A 16,480-nucleotide genomic window follows, 5' to 3' on the forward strand; every position below is an offset into this window, starting at 1 on the left:
ATCAGCCCTCCCCTAGGGTCAGTGTCTTGAGCATCATCTGCTTGCTGGTGTTCATGACCTCGACGTTGGCCTGGTAAGAGCGCGAGGCGGAGATCATGTTGACCATTTCATGCACCGGCTCGACGTTGGGCATGGTCACATAACCCTCTTCGTTGGCCAGCGGGTGCGCGGGGCGATACTCCATGCGCATCGGCGAGGGGTCCTCGACAACCTCACGCACCCCGACACCGCCGATACCATGGCGCCCCTGCAGCCGCGACTCGAACATGACCTGCTTGGCGCGATAGGCCTCGCCGTCGGGTCCGGCCACGCTGTCGGCGTTAGCCAGGTTGCTGGCGGTGACGTTCATGCGCTGCGACTGGGCGCTCATGGCCGAGCCGGAGATATCGAATACGGAAAACATCGACATGATGAGCTCTCTCTGGTTATGCGCCCACGATCACTCGGGCTGCATGGCGCCTTTCAGCCCCTGAATGCGGCTGTTGAGGATGGTCAGTGCCGCCTGGTAGCGCACCGCGTTGTCGGCAAACTGGGTACGCTCGCGATCCATGTCCACGGTATTGCCGTCCAGGCTCGGCTGGTCCGGCACCCGATAGAGCAGGTCGTGCCCCGGCGGAGCGAAGGCCTGGCCGGCAATGTGTCGTTCGCTGGTGCGAGCCAGGGACATGCCGCTGCCAGACGCGCGGCCATGCTCTACCGCCTTCTTCAGCTCGCTGGCAAAGTCCATGTCGCGCGCCTTGTAATTGGGCGTGTCGGCATTGGCGATGTTGCTCGCCAGCACCTTGTGGCGCTCCTGGCGAAGCCCCAGGGCCTGCTGGTGGTAGTTGAAGGCGGACTCGAGCTGGTCGATCATCCCGGCGCTCCCCGTATGCGGAACCAGTAAAACGTATGCGGAACTTGTTGATGCTGAAGAATAGCCACGGAGGTGTCATCTCAATGGCAAGAACAGGAGGGTTTTCCGCGGCCATTTCACCTGTTTTGCGCCCCCCGGGCCGGGATAGAATCGAGTTGACTCCGTCATCAGCGGCACTGACCGACCCCCATGGCCTACTCCTTCTGCCTCAAACGCCTAACCATGCGCCTCAGCGGATGTCTGCTGCTTGGCCTGATACTGCCAAGCACGGCATTGGCGGACGATGACGCTGCCCTGCTACAGGCAGTGCACGGCTTCCTGCACGAACAGGCCCAAAGCCTGGGTGACGAGATCATCGTCGAGCTTCACCCCCCCTCGGCCAGGCTGCCCGCCTGCGAGGCACCAGCCCCCTTCCTGACCCGCGAAGGAGCGCTGCCGTTAGGGCGCATATCGGTGGGCGTGCGCTGCGGCAGCGACGGCAGGCAGGTGCGCTACCTGCAAGCCGACATCGGCGTGATCGGCCCCTACCCGGTGCTCAATCGTTCACTCTCCGCCGGGGAGAGCGTTCAAGCGGGAGACCTGGATGAGCGCGAGGGCAATCTGGCCGACCTGCCCAATCGCGCCCTCCTGGATGGAGAAGCGATCGTAGGCCAACAGGCCACTCGCCCCCTGCGCCCCGGAGAACCGCTTCAGGAGCACCAGTTTCGCGCCCTGCCGCTGGTGGAGCGCAACCAGCGGGTCTCGATCGAGGCACACGGCTCGGGCTTTCGGATCGCCCGGGAGGGGCAGGCACTGGAGCCCGGCGGCCTGGGTGACAAGGTAAGGGTCCGCCTAGGCTCACGGGAGATCATTACCGCGGAGGTCATTGGAGACGCCACCCTGATCGTGGACTTCTAGCGCCAACTGCGGCACGCTTTAAGGGTGCGCCGTGCGCGCCCTCGCTAGCCGTGCCTAACGACTCTTTTCCCTAAAGTTCTGCCGCAGCCAGCCGATAGCGTGAGAAAGCACCGGTCATGAGGCCCCATCGTGAAGATCAACAGCCACAACCCCCTATCTCGCCCCGCGCCAACAACGCCGCGCGAGGAGGCTTCCAAGACGCGCGAAGGCGATCGTCCGAATCAGCCTGAAAGCACCACGGCGGCCAAGACCCACCTTAGCCAGGCCGGCACCGACGCGTCACGCGATATCGATACCGCCAAGGTCGAGGAGATTCGCGAGGCCATTCGCGAGGGGCGCCTTGAGATTCGCCCCGAGCGCATCGCCGATGGCCTGATCGAATCCCTTCAGCAAACTTCTGGCAGCGACAACCCATGAGCCTCAGCCAACTGCTCGCCGAACAGCGGCAACGCCTTGATTCACTGATCGCGCTCCTTGAGCAGGAACGCGAACTACTGGCTGCCGCCGACATCGACGGCCGACGCCTGGCTACCATCGCCGAAGAAAAGGGGCAGTGCCTCGAACAGCTGGAAGCGACGGAGTCCCTGCGTCAATCCGTGCAGCGTCGCCTCGGCTACACAGAGGGGCTGGAAGGCGCCAACCAGGCCGCCCGAGACGCCAACTGCCAGGACGCCTGGGAACAAACCCTGGAGCATACTCGCAAGGCGCATCGTCTCAACACGCTCAATGGCCAGCTGGTCAGCCTGCGCATGAGCCAGAACAAGCGTTTGCTGGACTTCATCCATGACGCGGCAGAAAAGACCGTCTATCGTGCCAGCGGCCGAGTTGCCGCCCAGCCCGGGCGCCTCAACACTTCGGTCTGAGCCCCACCCTAGGTCAGCATGTCGAGCTAAAACAGCTCATCGATTTCATCCGACCGGCACACGCCATCCAGCGACTCACTGACCATCACGGCATTTCGCCCCTTGGCCTTGGCCTGATAGCAGGCGGCATCGGCGCGTGACAGCACGTCGTCAATCGCCGCATCCGTCTCCTGAAACGCAGCGAGCCCGATACTCAGGGTCACCCTGAACTCCTTGCCTTCATGCACCACCCCAATATCGGCTACCGCCTGTAGCAGCGAGTCGGCAATCTTGGTTGCCTGGCGCAGCGTGCAGCTAGGCAGCAGAATGGCGAACTCATCGCCCCCTGTCTTGCCACATGGTCGCTACGACGCACTTCCCAGGCCACTACCTGGGCGATTCGGCGAAGCATCTCATCGCCCAGCGCGTGCCCACCCTGATCATTGATCGGCTTGAAGTGGTCGAGATCGAAAAGGATCAGCACGGAGGGCGTACCGGTCTTGGCGTATTCCGCGAGCGCCTCTTCGAGACGGCGCTCGAAGCCGCGCCGATTGAGCAGCCCCGTCAAGGGATCATGCTCGGCCTCCCAGCGTTGTAGCGCCTCTTGCTGGCGACGCTCGGTGATATCCTTGACCATACCGACAAAGCCCAGCGGCTGGTCGCTACCCCGCACCTGGCTGGCATGCACCTCCAGCCACAGCGTCTCGCCATGACCATCAAAGAAGCGCAGCTGGCGGACGAAGTCGCTGCCGGTTGCCAGGGTATGACGCCACATGTCCTCGGTGCCCTGACGATCATCGCGATGGATGCGCTCCCACCAATCATGACTGTCCTTAACCCTACCCAGCCCCAGAAGCTCGAGCAGTGCCGGATTCATGTAGGTCAACCTGCCATCGAGATCCGCTACGAACATTCCCAGCGGAGTGGAGCCCAGCACGGCATCGAGGAAGGCCTGACGATCCTTGAGATGCTCCAGCGCTGCAAGACGCTCACCCTCGAGCCGATTGAACGTATTGGCCACCTGCCTGAGCTCATCCATGTGGGTGGAGAGCGCTAGGTAGCGTCGCTCGCCAGCGCCCACCTCGCCAATTTGACGCTCGAGCCGATGCAGCGGCGTCAGGAGCTTCCTGACCAGCCAGTACATGCTGACCAGCAGCATCAATGCCATGCCCAGCCAGGCCCACCAAAGCCTGGCCAGGAAGCTACCGAGCGGCTCATACACCTGGGTCTTCGGCAGCACGACACCAACGACCCACCCGGCCGGCCATATCTGCCGATAGGCGACCAGCGCCGACTCGCCGTAGACACCGCGAGACGCCGCCTCACCCTGCCAGCCGTCCAACGCTAGCTCGAGCATCCCGTGATCCTGCTCGCCGCCGGGCCGACCACCCACCGCTAAGTCCCGACGCGGATGAAACAGCATTTCGCCGGATGCCGTGAACACCGAGACATAGCCCCCCTTCCCCAGCCTGACAGCCTCCAGGCGCCGAAAAAGGCCGCCCTGGGCGAGGTTCACCATCCCCCTACCACGCCGAGAAACTCGCCGCGCTCTCCTAATCGTGGCACTAGCATCAACACCAGCGGGTCTCCGCTGGCCCGGCCCACGAAGGGCTGACTGACATAGGGCCAAGGAGAATGACGCACCATGCGGAAGTACTCGGTTGACGCTGTCTCCAGGCCTACGCGACCCTCCACCACCGGCCAATCTGCGAGCACCCGGCCTTCCGGGCCGGTGACCATGATGCCTTCAAACCACTCCATCAACGCCTGATTGTCTTCCAGCAGCGACTTCAGTTCGCCTGACTCATGCGTCTCCAGCCGCGAAGCCAGGCGCTCGAGGGCGGCGAGCCGACGATTCACATTTTCGGTGAGGCCATCGGCGATCAGCTGCGACTCGTAGCGCAGATGCGCGACGTTGGCATCCTCCACCAGATCCTTGCCGAACAACCAGGCAAGCACCAGCAGCAGTCCGACGATAGCCAGCCAGGTGGTGACCAGCCCCACCAGCAGCCGCCCCTGCAGCGAGTAGAGCCGCCGCAGGGTCGAGCCGATGAGAGGAGATAATCTGGAGGTCAATAGGCGCAACGCACTCTCTCTTCAGTCAAGGGTAGAAATGATGGTAGCGGCGCAACGGAAAGAAGCGCAAAGCCGAGGAGATACCTGAGGCCCGACTATCGCTCACCTAATGCCTGGACCTATTCCTACATATCGGCAGGACTCCCCCACCTTTAGATCACAGCAGGGGCGCTCACTCCATCTCCAGCACAAAGGCAGAACAAGCCACGCCACTCCCCTTAAATCCATACAAGAAAAAATAAAAAGCAAAGTACCCTAAAGTCCTGGACGGGTATGGACGATACACAGGAGTGATTCCACCGGACAGGATGTCGAAGATGGAAACGATTCACTAGCCCCGATGCGAAGAGCGATGAGCAAACAGCCCAGCCCCCCTCCGTCCAAGCGTGTCAGCTCGCTGGCAACGCACCCTGTCAGGCTCATCCAGAAGGGCTTTGAACAGGGACAGACAGGCATGGCGATCACCGACCCCCGCGGGCTGATCGTGCTGGCCAACCCGGCCTTCTATCGCCTGACCGGGAGCGAAGCGTCCTCTGCCATCGGCCGCCCCATCGAACATTTTTTGCCTCACTGCACGAGCCGACCAACCTGCCCGATGCAACGAACCACTCCCACCCGCCAAGGGCCACCAATTCCTGGCAGCAGGAGGTCTTGTGCCGCCGGCAGGACGGCGAGTCACTGCCAACCTTGATGACGGTTGACACCCTTCTCGACGACAAGGGACGCCCGGGGCACTTCCTTCGCACCTTCATCAGCCTCGTGTCCCAGGACAGCAATCGCTTCGGCGGCCGGCACTGGGTACACGTCGACTCCATGACGGGGCTACCTAACTGGCTACTACTCTGTGACCGGCTCAACCACGCACTGGCACAGGCCGAACGCGCCGATCAGAGCATGGCGCTGCTGTTCATCGATATCGACCGTTTCAAAGCGGTTAACGACGCCGCCGGCCACCTGGAAGGCGACCGAGTGATGGGCGAGCTGGCCCGTCGCCTGAACGGCTCGCTGCGCAGCAAGGACACGCTGGCCCGGCTGGGCGGCGATCAATTCGTGATCTTGCTGGAGAAGGATGGCACGGCCGAAGCCGCTCAGGCGGTGGCAGAACGCTTACAGGAAGCACTGGAGCCTCCCTTTATCGCCAACGGCAAGCGGCTGCTGCTGACCGCCTCAATCGGCATTTCGCTTTTCCCCGGTGACGCCCGAGATGAGGAATCACTGATCACCGGAGCACGCAGCGCTATGTACACGGCGCGCCGCCGGGGACCCGGGCGCCTGGCCTTCGTCAATCAGCGGCTGACGACTCAGCTCAAGGAGAAACATCGGCTGGAAAGCCAGCTCAGCGAGGCCGCCCACCTGCCCGAACAGTACTTCGAAATTCACTACCAGCCCGAGCTGGCCCCCACGACTGGCCACTGCACCGGGCTGAAGGCCGTGCTGCGCTGGCGCCAGACGCGCCGAGGGCCACGCATCCCAGCGGACTTCATGGATACCATCAACCGTCTGCGACTCGGCGTGCGCCTTGATCGCTGGGCCATCGAGCGCACCATCGCCGACCGACAGCGCCGAATCGAGCGAGGCCTGCCAAGCGGCGCACTCCCCGTTTCGATCACGCTGAGCGAATCCCATCTGGCCCACGACACCTTCGACCGCCGACCGCTGGATCATTTCCTGCGCAGCCAGGGCCGGGCGCCGCTTGAGTGGCTATTGCTGGAAGTTCCGGCTCACGCCCTGACGGGGCGTCTCGAAGAGGCCACCCACATGCTCAAGCGCATCGACAAACTGGGGGCGCGGCTGGCCGTGAGCGGCCTGGGCTCGCAGCCACTCGACCTCGCCTGGCTAACCCGCCTGCCTTTCTGCCAGGCCAGGCTGAGCGCGACCCTTACCTCGCATGACAGCCAGCTGAAGCTGACCAAGGCGCTATGCCAGCTGCTCGATACACTCGATATCGAAACGGTCATTACCGACGTCAACGATGCCGACAGCGCTGCCCTGGCGGCCACCCTACCCGCAGCTAGCATGCTGGGAGACTATTTTGGCCCGGCGCTGCCACCCAAGGCCATCGACGAGTGGCTGGACGCCCATATTACCGCTGACCCGAGCCGCTACCCCTAAGAGCGCAGCGGAAACGGCGTGGAGTTTTCCCAGTTTTTTACCAGCGCACGAAAAAGCCGCCTGGCGGTGTTCGCTAAGCGGCTGATTCATAATGTCTTGTTGGTGGAGCCTAGCGGGATCGAACCGCTGACCTCAACACTGCCAGTGTTGCGCTCTCCCAGCTGAGCTAAGGCCCCACATGTCCTCGCCCTGCGAGAACGAGGCACATATTACTCAGCCGGCACCAAGACGTCAAGAGCCCATGCGGCGTTTGTCCCATATAGACCAAAATGACGCTACTTGAACTCAAGTCAATTTGCCTTATTGACTGAGTGTGGCAAGCTCTAAGCGCTGGGCGCCACCGGCTCGTCCCGGCTGCCCCGATTACAGAACCCTGTACCACGGCGCCCCCGTGGGATCCGTTCAGCAACGCCGAGGAGCGTCAGCCTTGATCAAGGTTCTCATTGTCGACGACCATCATCTGGTGCGCACCAGCCTCGCCCGCCTGCTCGACAGTGAGCAGGATATCGAGGTGACCGGAGAGGCCGCCAGCGGTGAACAAGCCATCAACCTTAGCCGCGCCCTGACGCCGGACGTGGTGCTGATGGATCTGCGCATGCCCGGCATAGGCGGCCTGGAAGCCACCCGCAAGATTACCCTCACCTGCCCTGACGTTCGCGTCCTCGCCTTGACCGGCTTCATGGAAGACAACTTCGCCCAGCGTCTGCTCGAGGCCGGCGCCAGCGGCTTCATCAGCAAGGACACCCAGCCACTCGACATGATCGACGCCATTCGCAGCGTCTTTGCCGGCCAGCGCTACATCAGTTCGGACATCGCCCAGCGCCTGGTGCTGTCCCGCTTCAACCCGGAGGAGAACCCCTTCGACCAGCTGTCACAGCGCGAACTGCAGGTGGCAATGATGATCGTCAACTGTCAGCGCGTCGCAGAAATTTCCGATCGGCTGTTTCTCAGCCCCAAGACCGTGAACACCTATCGGTACCGGATCTTCGAGAAGCTGGGCGTTGAGACCGACGTGGAGCTCACCCATCTTGGCCTGCGCCACGGCCTGGTAGAGGGCTTCAGCACCGCCAACTGAGCCGGTCGATCTGGTACCCTAATGGTCCATCGACCAGTACCCGGCACGCGATGAGCTTCGATTCCCGGCAATTTCTTGCCAACCTTACCCAGGCACCGGGCATCTACCGCATGCTCGATGCCCGCGGCGATACGCTCTATGTCGGCAAGGCCAAGCGGCTGAAAGCGCGCCTGGCCAGCTACTTTCGCGGCACCCTGAATGCCAAGACCCAGGCGATGGTGTCGCGAATCGCCGATATCCAAGTCACGGTAACCCGTAGCGAGATCGAGGCACTGCTGCTCGAGCAGACCCTGATCAAGGAGCTACGCCCGGCCTATAACATCCTGCTGCGTGACGACAAGTCGTACCCCTTCGTTTTCGTGACCGATCGGCACCCCTACCCGGCGCTCGAATACAAGCGTGCCAGAAAGCGGCACGATGACGGCCGCTACCTGGGGCCCTACCCTAGCAGCGGTGCCGTACGCGAAAGCCTATCGCTAATGCAGAAGATTTTTCGCATTCGCAACTGCGAGGACAGCGTCTTCGCCCATCGCACGCGCCCCTGCCTGCAATACCAGATCCAGCGCTGCAGCGCCCCCTGCGTCGGCTATATCAGCGAGGCCGACTACCGCCGGGACCTCGAGCATGCCGTCATGTGCCTGGAAGGACGCAGCGAGCAGGTCACCCAAGAGCTGACCGAGGCCATGGAAACCGCCAGCCGCGAGCTTGCCTTCGAGGACGCGGCACGGCTGCGCGACCAGATTCAGCACCTCCGCCAGCTGCAGCAGCGACAGTTCGTCGACACCCAGGGCGGCGATGCCGACATCTTCGCCCTGGCCAGCCGACCAGGCGCCCTGTGCATTTCCGTGCTGTCGGTGCGCCAGGGGCGCTTGCTGGGCGCGCGTCATCACGCACCCGACAATGGCCTCGACCTTGACCCGGAGGCCCTGCTCGGCGACTTCATCAGCCAGTACTACCTGGGCCAGGGACGGGTGATCCCCCGGGAAGTCATCACCAGCCTGCCGCTGGCCGATCACGACATCCTGGAGCGTGCCCTCTGTACCCGCGCCGATAGCCGCATTCGCCTGACCCACCGCGTCCGCGGGCATCGCAGCCAGTGGCTCGAACTGGCGCGAACTAATGCCGAACAGCAGCTCGCCGGCCAGCTGGCTAGCCAGACCCAGCTGGCACGACGCTTCGAAGCCCTGCGCACGGCCCTGAACCTACCCCAACCGCCCCAGCGGCTCGAGTGCTTCGACATCAGCCACAGCCATGGCGAGGCCACCGTCGCTTCCTGCGTGGTCTTCGACCGCGACGGTCCGCGCAAATCCGACTACCGCCGCTTCAATATCGAAGGCGTGCCCGCCGGAGACGACTATGCCGCCATGCGCCAGGCCCTGGAACGACGCTTTCGACGCCTGGCGGATGGAGAAGGCCAGGTGCCCGACATTCTGCTCGTGGACGGGGGCAAGGGACAACTGAACCTGGCCCGGGACATCTTGGCCCAGCTAGAGCTCCCCGATGTATTGCTGCTCGGTGTCGCCAAGGGGACGACCCGCAAGGCCGGCCTGGAGACCCTGTTCCTGGAAACCGTCGACCGCCAGCTCGACCTGGACGCCACCTCACCGGCACTGCATCTGATTCAGCACCTGCGCGACGAGGCGCACCGATTTGCCATCACCGGCCATCGCACACGGCGCGACAAGACGCGACGCAGCTCGACCCTGGAAGGCATTGCCGGCGTCGGCCCCAAGCGGCGCCGGGAGCTGCTGCGCTTTTTCGGCGGCCTGCAGGGCGTGAAGGAGGCCAGCCGAGAGGAGCTGGCGCGAGTACCGGGGATCAGCGCCACCCTGGCCGAGACGATTCATCGCGCCCTGCATGGATGAAGCCGCCGCCTGAAGATAGAATAGGGTTCTTCGCACTTTAGCGTGAACATGTCTGGCAGGTTTCATGGTGGGAGGCCGGCTCTGCCGGGCGAAGGTGCCGCAGGCGCCCCATGGGTAGCGCTGCGCACTACTTCGCGAGCTGAAGCTCCCTCCCACAGGGCAAGTTCACGCCAGTTTGCGATGAACCAAGAAAGTGCCCCATTTCGGTATTCCAGACTTTCGGCAAGGACCCCGCCCATAATGAACATCCCCAACATCCTGACGCTGGCCAGAATCGCCTTCATCCCGCTGCTGGTGGTGTTCGTCTATCTCCCCTACGCCTGGAGCATGCCGGTGGCGGCGGGGCTGTTCGCCCTGGCGGCGGTGACCGACTGGCTGGATGGCTACCTGGCCAGGCGCTGGGACCAGGCCACCCCCTTCGGGGCCTTCCTCGACCCGGTCGCCGACAAGCTCATGGTTGCCGTTGCCCTGGCGCTATTGATCGAGCGCTTCGACAGCGTATGGCTGACGCTCCCGGCCCTGGTCATCATCGGCCGCGAGATCGTGATCTCCGCCCTGCGCGAGTGGATGGCCGAAATGGGCAAACGCGGCAGCGTCGCCGTCTCCTGGCTGGGCAAGGTCAAGACCACCTTTCAGATGACCGCCCTGCTGCTGCTGCTGGCCTTCACGCCCGGCTCCGCCCTGGCCTACGTGGGGATTGCGACCCTCTATGTGGCCGCCATCCTCACCCTGTGGTCCATGGCGCTCTACCTGCGCGCCGCCTGGCCGCACCTGAGCCGCTCGATGTAACCCGGTGATCAACAACCATTTGACAGCTACGCACTTATCCGTATAATTCGCTCTCGAGTCGAGCGGGAATAGCTCAGTGGTAGAGCATCGCCTTGCCAAGGCGAGGGTCGGGAGTTCGAATCTCCTTTCCCGCTCCAGACTTGCATCGAGTCAGATGCGTGGTAGCGAGGGTCGCGAGCCGGTGCGCCGGTCCGATCGAATCTCCTTTCCCGCTCCAGACTTGCATCGAGTCTGACCTACGACTCTTAGAGGCTGGATGGCAGAGTGGTTATGCAGCGGACTGCAACTCCGTGTACGCCGGTTCGATTCCGACTCCAGCCTCCACTATTTCCCTTCAGCATCCTGCTCGACACCGTGCCGCCCGGATGGCGAAATTGGTAGACGCAAGAGACTTAAAATCTCTCGGTGGCAACACCGTGCCGGTTCGAGCCCGGCTCCGGGCACCAGGCGCCTCACCCGATTTTCCCCGACGGCTCGATAGGCCTCCCGCTCGACAGGGCTGATGCAACGCGCTCCAGCGAGAACACGCATGCTCCGTAGCGAACACGATGTTCTGGTGATCGGCGGCGGCGTCGCCGGCCTAACTCTGGCCCTGCATGCCGCGGATCGGCGTCGCGTCACCTTGGTGCGCCCCGCCAGCGATGATCAGGGCGCCAGCCGCTGGGCACAGGGCGGTATCGCGGCAGTGCTCTCTCCCCAGGATGATTTCGACGCCCACGTGGCGGACACCCTGGTGGCCGGCGATGGGCTATGCGACGAAGGCGCCGTTCGGTTTACCGTAGAGCAGGGGCCGGCCGCCATCGAATGGCTGCTGTCGCTGGGCGTTCCCTTTACGCGCGACCCCAGCCCCGACGCCGGCTATCCCTACCACCTCACCCGGGAAGGCGGCCACGGCGCCAGGCGCATCATTCACGCCGAGGACGCCACCGGACGCGCCGTGCTCGAGACCCTGATGGAGCACGCCCAGGCACATCCCGCCATTACGGTACGCGACGATCTCACCGCCATCGGCCTGATCGGCGACACCCTCGGCCAGTGTCGCGGCGCCCGCTGCCTGGACCGAAGCGCCAACCTCATCGAGCTGATGGCGACGGATACGGTGCTGGCGACGGGCGGCGCCAGCGGGCTCTATCGCCATACCACCAGCCCCCAGCCCGCCAGCGGCGAAGGCATGCTGATGGCCGCCGAGCTGGGTGCCGAGCTGATGAACCTGGAGTTTCAGCAGTTCCACCCCACTTGCCTCTATGATCCACAAGGCCCACCCTTTCTCATCAGCGAGGCAGTGCGAGGCGAAGGCGGCAAACTGCTCAACGCTGCGGGCGAGCGCTTCATGCCCGCGCTGGACCCTCGCGCCGAGCTCGCCCCGCGCGATATCGTCGCCCGCGCCATCGATGCCGAGATGCAGCGCACCGGCCATGACCACGTCTACCTGGATGTCCGCCACCTAGGGGAAGCGGCGATTCGCCACCACTTCCCCACCATTCACGCCCACTGCGCCAGCCGCGGGCTGGACATCGCCCAGCGCCCGATTCCCGTCGTGCCTGCGGCCCATTACAGCTGCGGCGGCGTCGCCACCGACCTCGACGGTGCCTCGAGCGTGCCCCGCCTCTACGCCATCGGCGAGGTGGCCTGCACCGGACTTCATGGCGCCAACCGCATGGCCAGCAACTCGCTGCTGGAATGCCTGGTCTTCGCCCGCAGCTGCGCCAAGCGCCTTTCCCAGCGCCGAGAGGCGACCACCGCCCCGCTACCGCCCTGGCAGGCCGGCGATGCCCCCCAGACCGGGAGCGACTCCGTCAATGGCGGCTGGCGATGCGCGATATCATGAGCGCTCGCGTGGCCATCGTGCGCCGCGACAGCGGTCTCCAGCGGGCGGCAGACGAACTCGAGCAGCTGGCGGCGGAAGTGGCAAGGGACGTGAATCGGACCCGCCCCGACGCCGGCCTGGCCAGCCTGTGGCATGCGCTTCGCCTGGCCAGGCTCACCGTGGCCAGCGCTCGGTCGCGTCGCGAATCGCGTGGACTGCACTACAACCCGGACTGCCCGCGACAGGTGGACGACGCCCTCCGCCCCAGCCCTTCGCGGATTCGCCTGACCGACCTGCCCGCGCCGACCCGTCCGGAGTGACACCCGGCGCCGCCCGACCGGTCGACGGGGGCGGCGCAGGCGCCCCGTTAGCCGTGCTGCACCAGCCAGTGCCGAAGTCGGCGAAGCGACTCGCGACCGCTGCTGTCCGGCCATAGCCAGAGGGTATGCTCCACGCCTCCCAGCTGCAGGGCGATCAGCCAAGGCCCCAGGTAGCGACAGCGCAGCGTCACCTCCCGATAGGCCTCCCCGGCCGAGGCTCGCCAGTACCAGCGATCACGACCGCCCTGCTCCGGTACCTGGCGCAGATCCCCGCACTGGGGACGAAGGCGAGATAGCCCATGGAAAGCGCCAGCCAGGCCAGCCCCGCCATCGCCAGCGGTGCCCCACTGTAATACGCCAGCACCGCCACCACGGCCACGCCCAGCAGGCCATGGCTCCAGCCGGCGAGCCTAGACGGGGCGACGAGGATCGTTATCGGCGTTTTCGGCATGGGCCTGGATCAGCGCCACGATGCGACAGAATGCCGCGTTGGTGGGGCGCTCCCGACGCATCAGCCACGCAAACAGATCCTGATCCTCTTCCTTGATCAGCTCGCGATAGGCAGCCTGGTCGGTATCGTCCAAATCGTCGTAGCAGTGCTCTAGAAAGGGAACCAGCAGCAGGTCCAGCTCCCACATGCCGCGGCGGGAGTGCCGATAGAGACGCTTGCGCAGGGCTGCGGCATCCGGGTTAGTCGCTTCGCTCAACGTGGGCCTCGAGTGTCCGGGTGAATGGACCGCCAGTATACCGGAGCCACTGCGACGCGGCAGCCTCATCCGCCACATCGAGCTCACTGCTTGACCATGGTCGTAGTGCGTTGTTTTATCACGATTTGAGCAGTATGCTGAAGACACAACAAGAATGCCGCCCACATCCACCCGGACTCGGGGACCGCCTGGAGATAGCCGATGACCAAATCCGAGTTGATCGAGCAGATCGCAATGCGACAGCCCGAGCTTTCGATCAAGGAGGTCGAATCCTCGGTTCGCCTCATTCTTGACGACATTACCGATACCCTTGCCGAAGGCGGCCGAGTGGAGATACGCGGCTTCGGTAGCTTCTCGCTCCATTACCGGGAGCCTCGCGTCGGTCGCAACCCCAAGACCGGCGAGCCTGTCGCGCTGGAGGGCAAGTTCGTGCCACACTTCAAACCCGGCAAGGAGCTGCGCGAGCAGGTCAATGCCAGCCGAGCGCTCGGCTACTAACGACTCCATCATTCACAAGGGATAGACACATGCGTTGGCTCAAAGGCCTGATCCTGGCCATCATACTGCTGGGGGTGCTGCTGGTCGGCATCCTGTTCGCCGTCAACAATCAGCAAACGGTCCCCCTCAATCTGATCTGGGTCGAGCTGCCGCCGATTTCGCTCTCTGTCTGGCTGCTGGCATCGCTGGCCAGCGGGGTGATACTGGGCATGCTGGCCATGACCGGCGTATGGCTGCGGCTGCGCACCACGCTGTCCCGCGCCCAGCGATTGAATCGTCAGCAGCGCAAGGAGCTCGACCGACTCCGCGTTCAGGAGCTCAAGGAACTGCCGTAAATGCCCGATGCACTGCTGCTGACCCTGTTGGCGGCAGCCGTTGCCATCGGCTGGTGGCTTGGCCGCCGAGATCGACAGGACGCCCCAGATCCCGCGCGGCCCTCATCGCTGTCGCGGGATTATTTCGTCGGCCTGAACTATCTGCTCAACGAGCAGCCGGATCGCGCCATCGAAGCCTTCGTCTCGGCCCTGGAGGTCAACAGCGAGACCATCGACACCCACATCACTCTGGGCAATCTGTTTCGCACTCGCGGCGAGGCCGACCGCGCCGTCAAGATTCATCAGAACCTGCTGGCCCGCCCCACCCTGACCTCCGCGCAAAGCGATCAGGTCCAGCTGGAACTGTCGCGAGACTTCCTGCATCTGGGCCTCCTCGACCGCGCCGAGCGCCTGCTGCAGCAGGTCATCCGCGAGTCCCATCACGAACCGAGCCGCCTGGCCGCCAAGCGCCTGCTGGCCGACCTCTTCGATCGCGAGGGCGAGTGGCAGTCAGCGTTCGAGGTGGCCCACCCGGTGCTGGTTCGCGAGCATGACGACATTCGACGCGCCGCGGCCCACTGGCTGTGTGAACTGGCCCACCAGGAGCGCCACTCGGTAAGCCCAGGGCTTGCCCGCAAGCACTTGCGCAAGGCGCTATCCATCGACAAGCAGTGCGTACGCGCCAACCTGCAGCTTGCCGAGCTGGAGCAGGACACCGGCCACTACCGGGAGGCAATTCGTCTGCTGATGCGCATTCCCGAGCAGGACAGGGCCTTCGTGCCGACTCTGCTCCCCCCTGCAGCACGCCTACGAGATGCTAGATGACGAAGCTGGCCTGGCCGACTGCCTGCAGCAGCTACTCGACCGCGAGCCCTTCACCAGCCTGATCATCCTGCTGGCCGAAGTGCGCCGCAAGCGCGAGGGGCTTGCGGCGGCCATCGACCTGGTCACCGAACAGCTCGATCGCGAGCCGAACCTGGGAGCGCTGGACTATCTTCTGGACCTCTATCAGCATCAGCAACTCGAGCAGGGCGAGCCGGACTCCCGGATCCGGCTGCTCAAGCAGCACACCCATACGCTGCTCGCGGCCAGGCCCCGACATCGCTGTGGCCGCTGCGGCTTTTCCGGCGAGCCCCTGCACTGGCAGTGCCCGCGCTGTCGCAGCTGGGGAACGACCCGGCCCATCACCGGTATCGAGGGAGAGTGATCATGCCAGCTCCTGCTCGATGGCCGCCAGCGCCGCCATGGGGTCCTTGGCCTGAGTCACCGGTCGACCCACCACCAGGTGAGTGCTGCCGGCATCGACCGCCTCTCGCGGCGTCATGATACGCCGCTGATCTCCGGCGGCGGCAAAGCTGGGACGAATCCCCGGCGTCACCTTGAGAAAGTCGGCACCGCACAGCTCACGCAGCCGCGCCGACTCCTGGGCCGAGCACACCACGCCATCCATGCCGCTCGCCTGGGCCAGCTGCGCCAGCCGTTCGACCTGAGTGACCGGATCGGCCGTCACCCCCACCTCCACCAGATCCGCGGCCTCCATGCTGGTCAGCACGGTCACCGCGATCAGCCGCGTCGAGAGCCCATGGCGATCCAGCCGTTCCCGGGCCGCTTCCATCATCCGCCGCCCGCCGCCGGCATGCACATTGACCATCCACACCCCCTGCTCGGCGGCCGCCTGGACCGCCCCCGCCACGGTATTGGGGATATCATGGAACTTGAGATCGAGAAACACTTCGAAGCCGCGCCCATGGAGGGCCTCGACGACATCCGGGCCACTGCGGGTGAACAGCTCCTTGCCCACCTTGAGCCGACAGCGAGCGGGGTCCAGGCCGTCGGCCAGGCAGAGGGCCGCGTCCAGGGAGGGATGGTCGAGGGCGATGATCAGCGGCGATTCACTAGACACTGTGCGGGCTCCGGTCGTGGTTACGAAAGGTTGGCGCCACGGTATATCAGCCACCTCCATTATCCGTCGGCGATCAGCTGGTCTATGCTCAGTTGACATAGGCTCACACTATGCAGCGGCCTCGCCCCGCCATGCGTGCACCTGATGGATCGGGAGGTTTCCATGACCAGTGATCACCGCATCGGCCCCCTCGCCCTGCCGGACACCCGTGCCAAACGGGTACTTGACGCCCTACTCGAAGGCTCCGGCGTGTCCCTCAACGGCCCCGCCCCCTGGGACCCGCAGATCTACCATCCCGACTTCTGCGCTCGCGTCCTGCGTCAGGGCAGCCTCGGGCTCGGCGAGGCCTACATGGATGGCTGGTGGGAATGCGAGCGTCTCGATGAGATGACCTGCCGCCTGCTGCTGCATGGGCTGGGCGA

The 16,480-nt window shown here is 64.4% G+C and carries 16 protein-coding genes, 4 tRNA genes and 3 pseudogenes; 15 read left to right on the forward strand and 8 right to left on the reverse strand.

Annotation, left to right across the window (positions count from 1 at the left end):
• Position 1: 1 nt before the first annotated feature.
• The gene (gene flgC / locus ACSJDS_RS13930; protein ID WP_473033805.1) at positions 2 to 409 is read right to left on the reverse strand and encodes a flagellar basal body rod protein FlgC; all 408 of its coding nucleotides are present in this window, start codon (positions 407 to 409) and stop codon (positions 2 to 4) included.
• A gap of 30 nt (positions 410 to 439) precedes the next feature.
• The gene (gene flgB / locus ACSJDS_RS13935) at positions 440 to 853 is read right to left on the reverse strand and encodes a flagellar basal body rod protein FlgB (RefSeq protein WP_473033807.1); all 414 of its coding nucleotides are present in this window, start codon (positions 851 to 853) and stop codon (positions 440 to 442) included.
• A gap of 222 nt (positions 854 to 1,075) precedes the next feature.
• Here flgB and flgA point away from each other — a divergent pair, with 222 nt between their 5' ends.
• From flgA to ACSJDS_RS13950, 3 genes are all read left to right on the forward strand, one after another.
• Positions 1,076 to 1,750 (forward strand): flagellar basal body P-ring formation chaperone FlgA, encoded by a 675-nt coding sequence (gene flgA, locus ACSJDS_RS13940; RefSeq protein ID WP_473033808.1) that lies wholly within the window; start codon positions 1,076 to 1,078, stop codon positions 1,748 to 1,750.
• Positions 1,751 to 1,879: 129 nt separating this feature from the next.
• The gene (flgM, locus tag ACSJDS_RS13945) at positions 1,880 to 2,167 is read left to right on the forward strand and encodes a flagellar biosynthesis anti-sigma factor FlgM (RefSeq protein ID WP_473033809.1); all 288 of its coding nucleotides are present in this window, start codon (positions 1,880 to 1,882) and stop codon (positions 2,165 to 2,167) included.
• Entirely contained in the window at positions 2,164 to 2,613 is a 450-nt protein-coding gene (locus tag ACSJDS_RS13950) for a flagella synthesis protein FlgN (RefSeq protein ID WP_473033810.1), read from the forward strand. The genes flgM and ACSJDS_RS13950 overlap by 4 nt, the downstream gene beginning before the upstream one ends.
• A 26-nt stretch (positions 2,614 to 2,639) precedes the next feature.
• Here ACSJDS_RS13950 and ACSJDS_RS13955 read toward each other — a convergent pair.
• Together ACSJDS_RS13955 and ACSJDS_RS13960 are read right to left on the reverse strand one after the other, a co-directional pair.
• Positions 2,640 to 4,111 (reverse strand): annotated as a pseudogene (locus ACSJDS_RS13955) (diguanylate cyclase).
• Positions 4,105 to 4,677, reverse strand: coding sequence for a PDC sensor domain-containing protein (locus tag ACSJDS_RS13960; protein ID WP_473033811.1), 573 nt, complete (start codon positions 4,675 to 4,677; stop codon positions 4,105 to 4,107). The pseudogene ACSJDS_RS13955 and the gene ACSJDS_RS13960 overlap by 7 nt, the downstream one beginning before the upstream one ends.
• 343 nt (positions 4,678 to 5,020) lie before the next feature.
• Between ACSJDS_RS13960 and ACSJDS_RS13965 the strand changes: the two genes are divergently transcribed.
• Complete coding sequence (locus ACSJDS_RS13965) at positions 5,021 to 5,359, forward strand: PAS domain-containing protein (RefSeq protein WP_473033813.1); 339 nt, start codon at positions 5,021 to 5,023, stop codon at positions 5,357 to 5,359.
• Positions 5,359 to 6,780 (forward strand): diguanylate cyclase domain-containing protein, encoded by a 1,422-nt coding sequence (locus tag ACSJDS_RS13970; protein WP_473033814.1) that lies wholly within the window; start codon positions 5,359 to 5,361, stop codon positions 6,778 to 6,780. The genes ACSJDS_RS13965 and ACSJDS_RS13970 overlap by 1 nt, the downstream gene beginning before the upstream one ends.
• A 100-nt stretch (positions 6,781 to 6,880) precedes the next feature.
• Here the strand turns inward: ACSJDS_RS13970 and ACSJDS_RS13975 are convergent.
• Positions 6,881 to 6,956, reverse strand: a tRNA-Ala gene (locus tag ACSJDS_RS13975).
• Between the two features lie 251 nt (positions 6,957 to 7,207).
• On the opposite strand from ACSJDS_RS13975, the gene uvrY reads away from it, so the two are divergent.
• The 7 genes and pseudogenes from uvrY (at position 7,208) to nadB (ending at position 12,636) form a co-directional block, all read left to right on the forward strand.
• Complete coding sequence (gene uvrY, locus ACSJDS_RS13980) at positions 7,208 to 7,855, forward strand: UvrY/SirA/GacA family response regulator transcription factor (protein WP_473033815.1); 648 nt, start codon at positions 7,208 to 7,210, stop codon at positions 7,853 to 7,855.
• Between the two features lie 50 nt (positions 7,856 to 7,905).
• Positions 7,906 to 9,720 (forward strand): excinuclease ABC subunit UvrC, encoded by a 1,815-nt coding sequence (gene uvrC / locus ACSJDS_RS13985; RefSeq protein ID WP_473033817.1) that lies wholly within the window; start codon positions 7,906 to 7,908, stop codon positions 9,718 to 9,720.
• A gap of 240 nt (positions 9,721 to 9,960) precedes the next feature.
• Complete coding sequence (gene pgsA, locus ACSJDS_RS13990) at positions 9,961 to 10,509, forward strand: CDP-diacylglycerol--glycerol-3-phosphate 3-phosphatidyltransferase (protein ID WP_473033818.1); 549 nt, start codon at positions 9,961 to 9,963, stop codon at positions 10,507 to 10,509.
• Between the two features lie 62 nt (positions 10,510 to 10,571).
• Positions 10,572 to 10,646 (forward strand) — tRNA-Gly (locus ACSJDS_RS13995).
• A gap of 113 nt (positions 10,647 to 10,759) precedes the next feature.
• Positions 10,760 to 10,833, forward strand: a tRNA-Cys gene (locus ACSJDS_RS14000).
• 35 nt (positions 10,834 to 10,868) lie between these two features.
• A tRNA-Leu gene (locus ACSJDS_RS14005) sits at positions 10,869 to 10,955 on the forward strand.
• An 83-nt stretch (positions 10,956 to 11,038) separates the two neighbouring features.
• Positions 11,039 to 12,636, forward strand: a pseudogene (nadB, locus tag ACSJDS_RS14010) (L-aspartate oxidase).
• A gap of 47 nt (positions 12,637 to 12,683) precedes the next feature.
• On the opposite strand, the gene ACSJDS_RS14015 reads toward nadB, so the two are convergent.
• Both ACSJDS_RS14015 and ACSJDS_RS14020 read right to left on the reverse strand, forming a co-directional pair.
• On the reverse strand, positions 12,684 to 12,827 hold the full coding sequence (locus ACSJDS_RS14015; protein ID WP_473033819.1) for a hypothetical protein: 144 nt from the start codon (positions 12,825 to 12,827) through the stop codon (positions 12,684 to 12,686).
• A gap of 219 nt (positions 12,828 to 13,046) precedes the next feature.
• The gene (locus tag ACSJDS_RS14020) at positions 13,047 to 13,343 is read right to left on the reverse strand and encodes an FAD assembly factor SdhE (protein WP_473033821.1); all 297 of its coding nucleotides are present in this window, start codon (positions 13,341 to 13,343) and stop codon (positions 13,047 to 13,049) included.
• Between the two features lie 201 nt (positions 13,344 to 13,544).
• On the opposite strand from ACSJDS_RS14020, the gene ACSJDS_RS14025 reads away from it, so the two are divergent.
• The 3 genes and pseudogenes from ACSJDS_RS14025 to lapB all read left to right on the forward strand — a co-directional run bounded on the left by ACSJDS_RS14025 (position 13,545) and on the right by lapB (position 15,362).
• On the forward strand, positions 13,545 to 13,841 hold the full coding sequence (locus ACSJDS_RS14025) for an integration host factor subunit beta (RefSeq protein ID WP_238974905.1): 297 nt from the start codon (positions 13,545 to 13,547) through the stop codon (positions 13,839 to 13,841).
• A gap of 29 nt (positions 13,842 to 13,870) precedes the next feature.
• Positions 13,871 to 14,176 carry a LapA family protein gene (locus ACSJDS_RS14030; RefSeq protein WP_473033822.1) on the forward strand — a complete coding sequence of 102 codons (306 nt, stop codon included), beginning with the start codon at positions 13,871 to 13,873 and terminating at the stop codon, positions 14,174 to 14,176.
• Positions 14,177 to 15,362 (forward strand): annotated as a pseudogene (gene lapB, locus ACSJDS_RS14035) (lipopolysaccharide assembly protein LapB).
• Here the strand turns inward: lapB and pyrF are convergent.
• On the reverse strand, positions 15,363 to 16,058 hold the full coding sequence (gene pyrF / locus ACSJDS_RS14040) for an orotidine-5'-phosphate decarboxylase (RefSeq protein WP_473033823.1): 696 nt from the start codon (positions 16,056 to 16,058) through the stop codon (positions 15,363 to 15,365).
• Positions 16,059 to 16,480 lie beyond the last annotated feature (422 nt).

It is taken from the genome of Halomonas sp. SL18_1 (assembly GCF_055755715.1).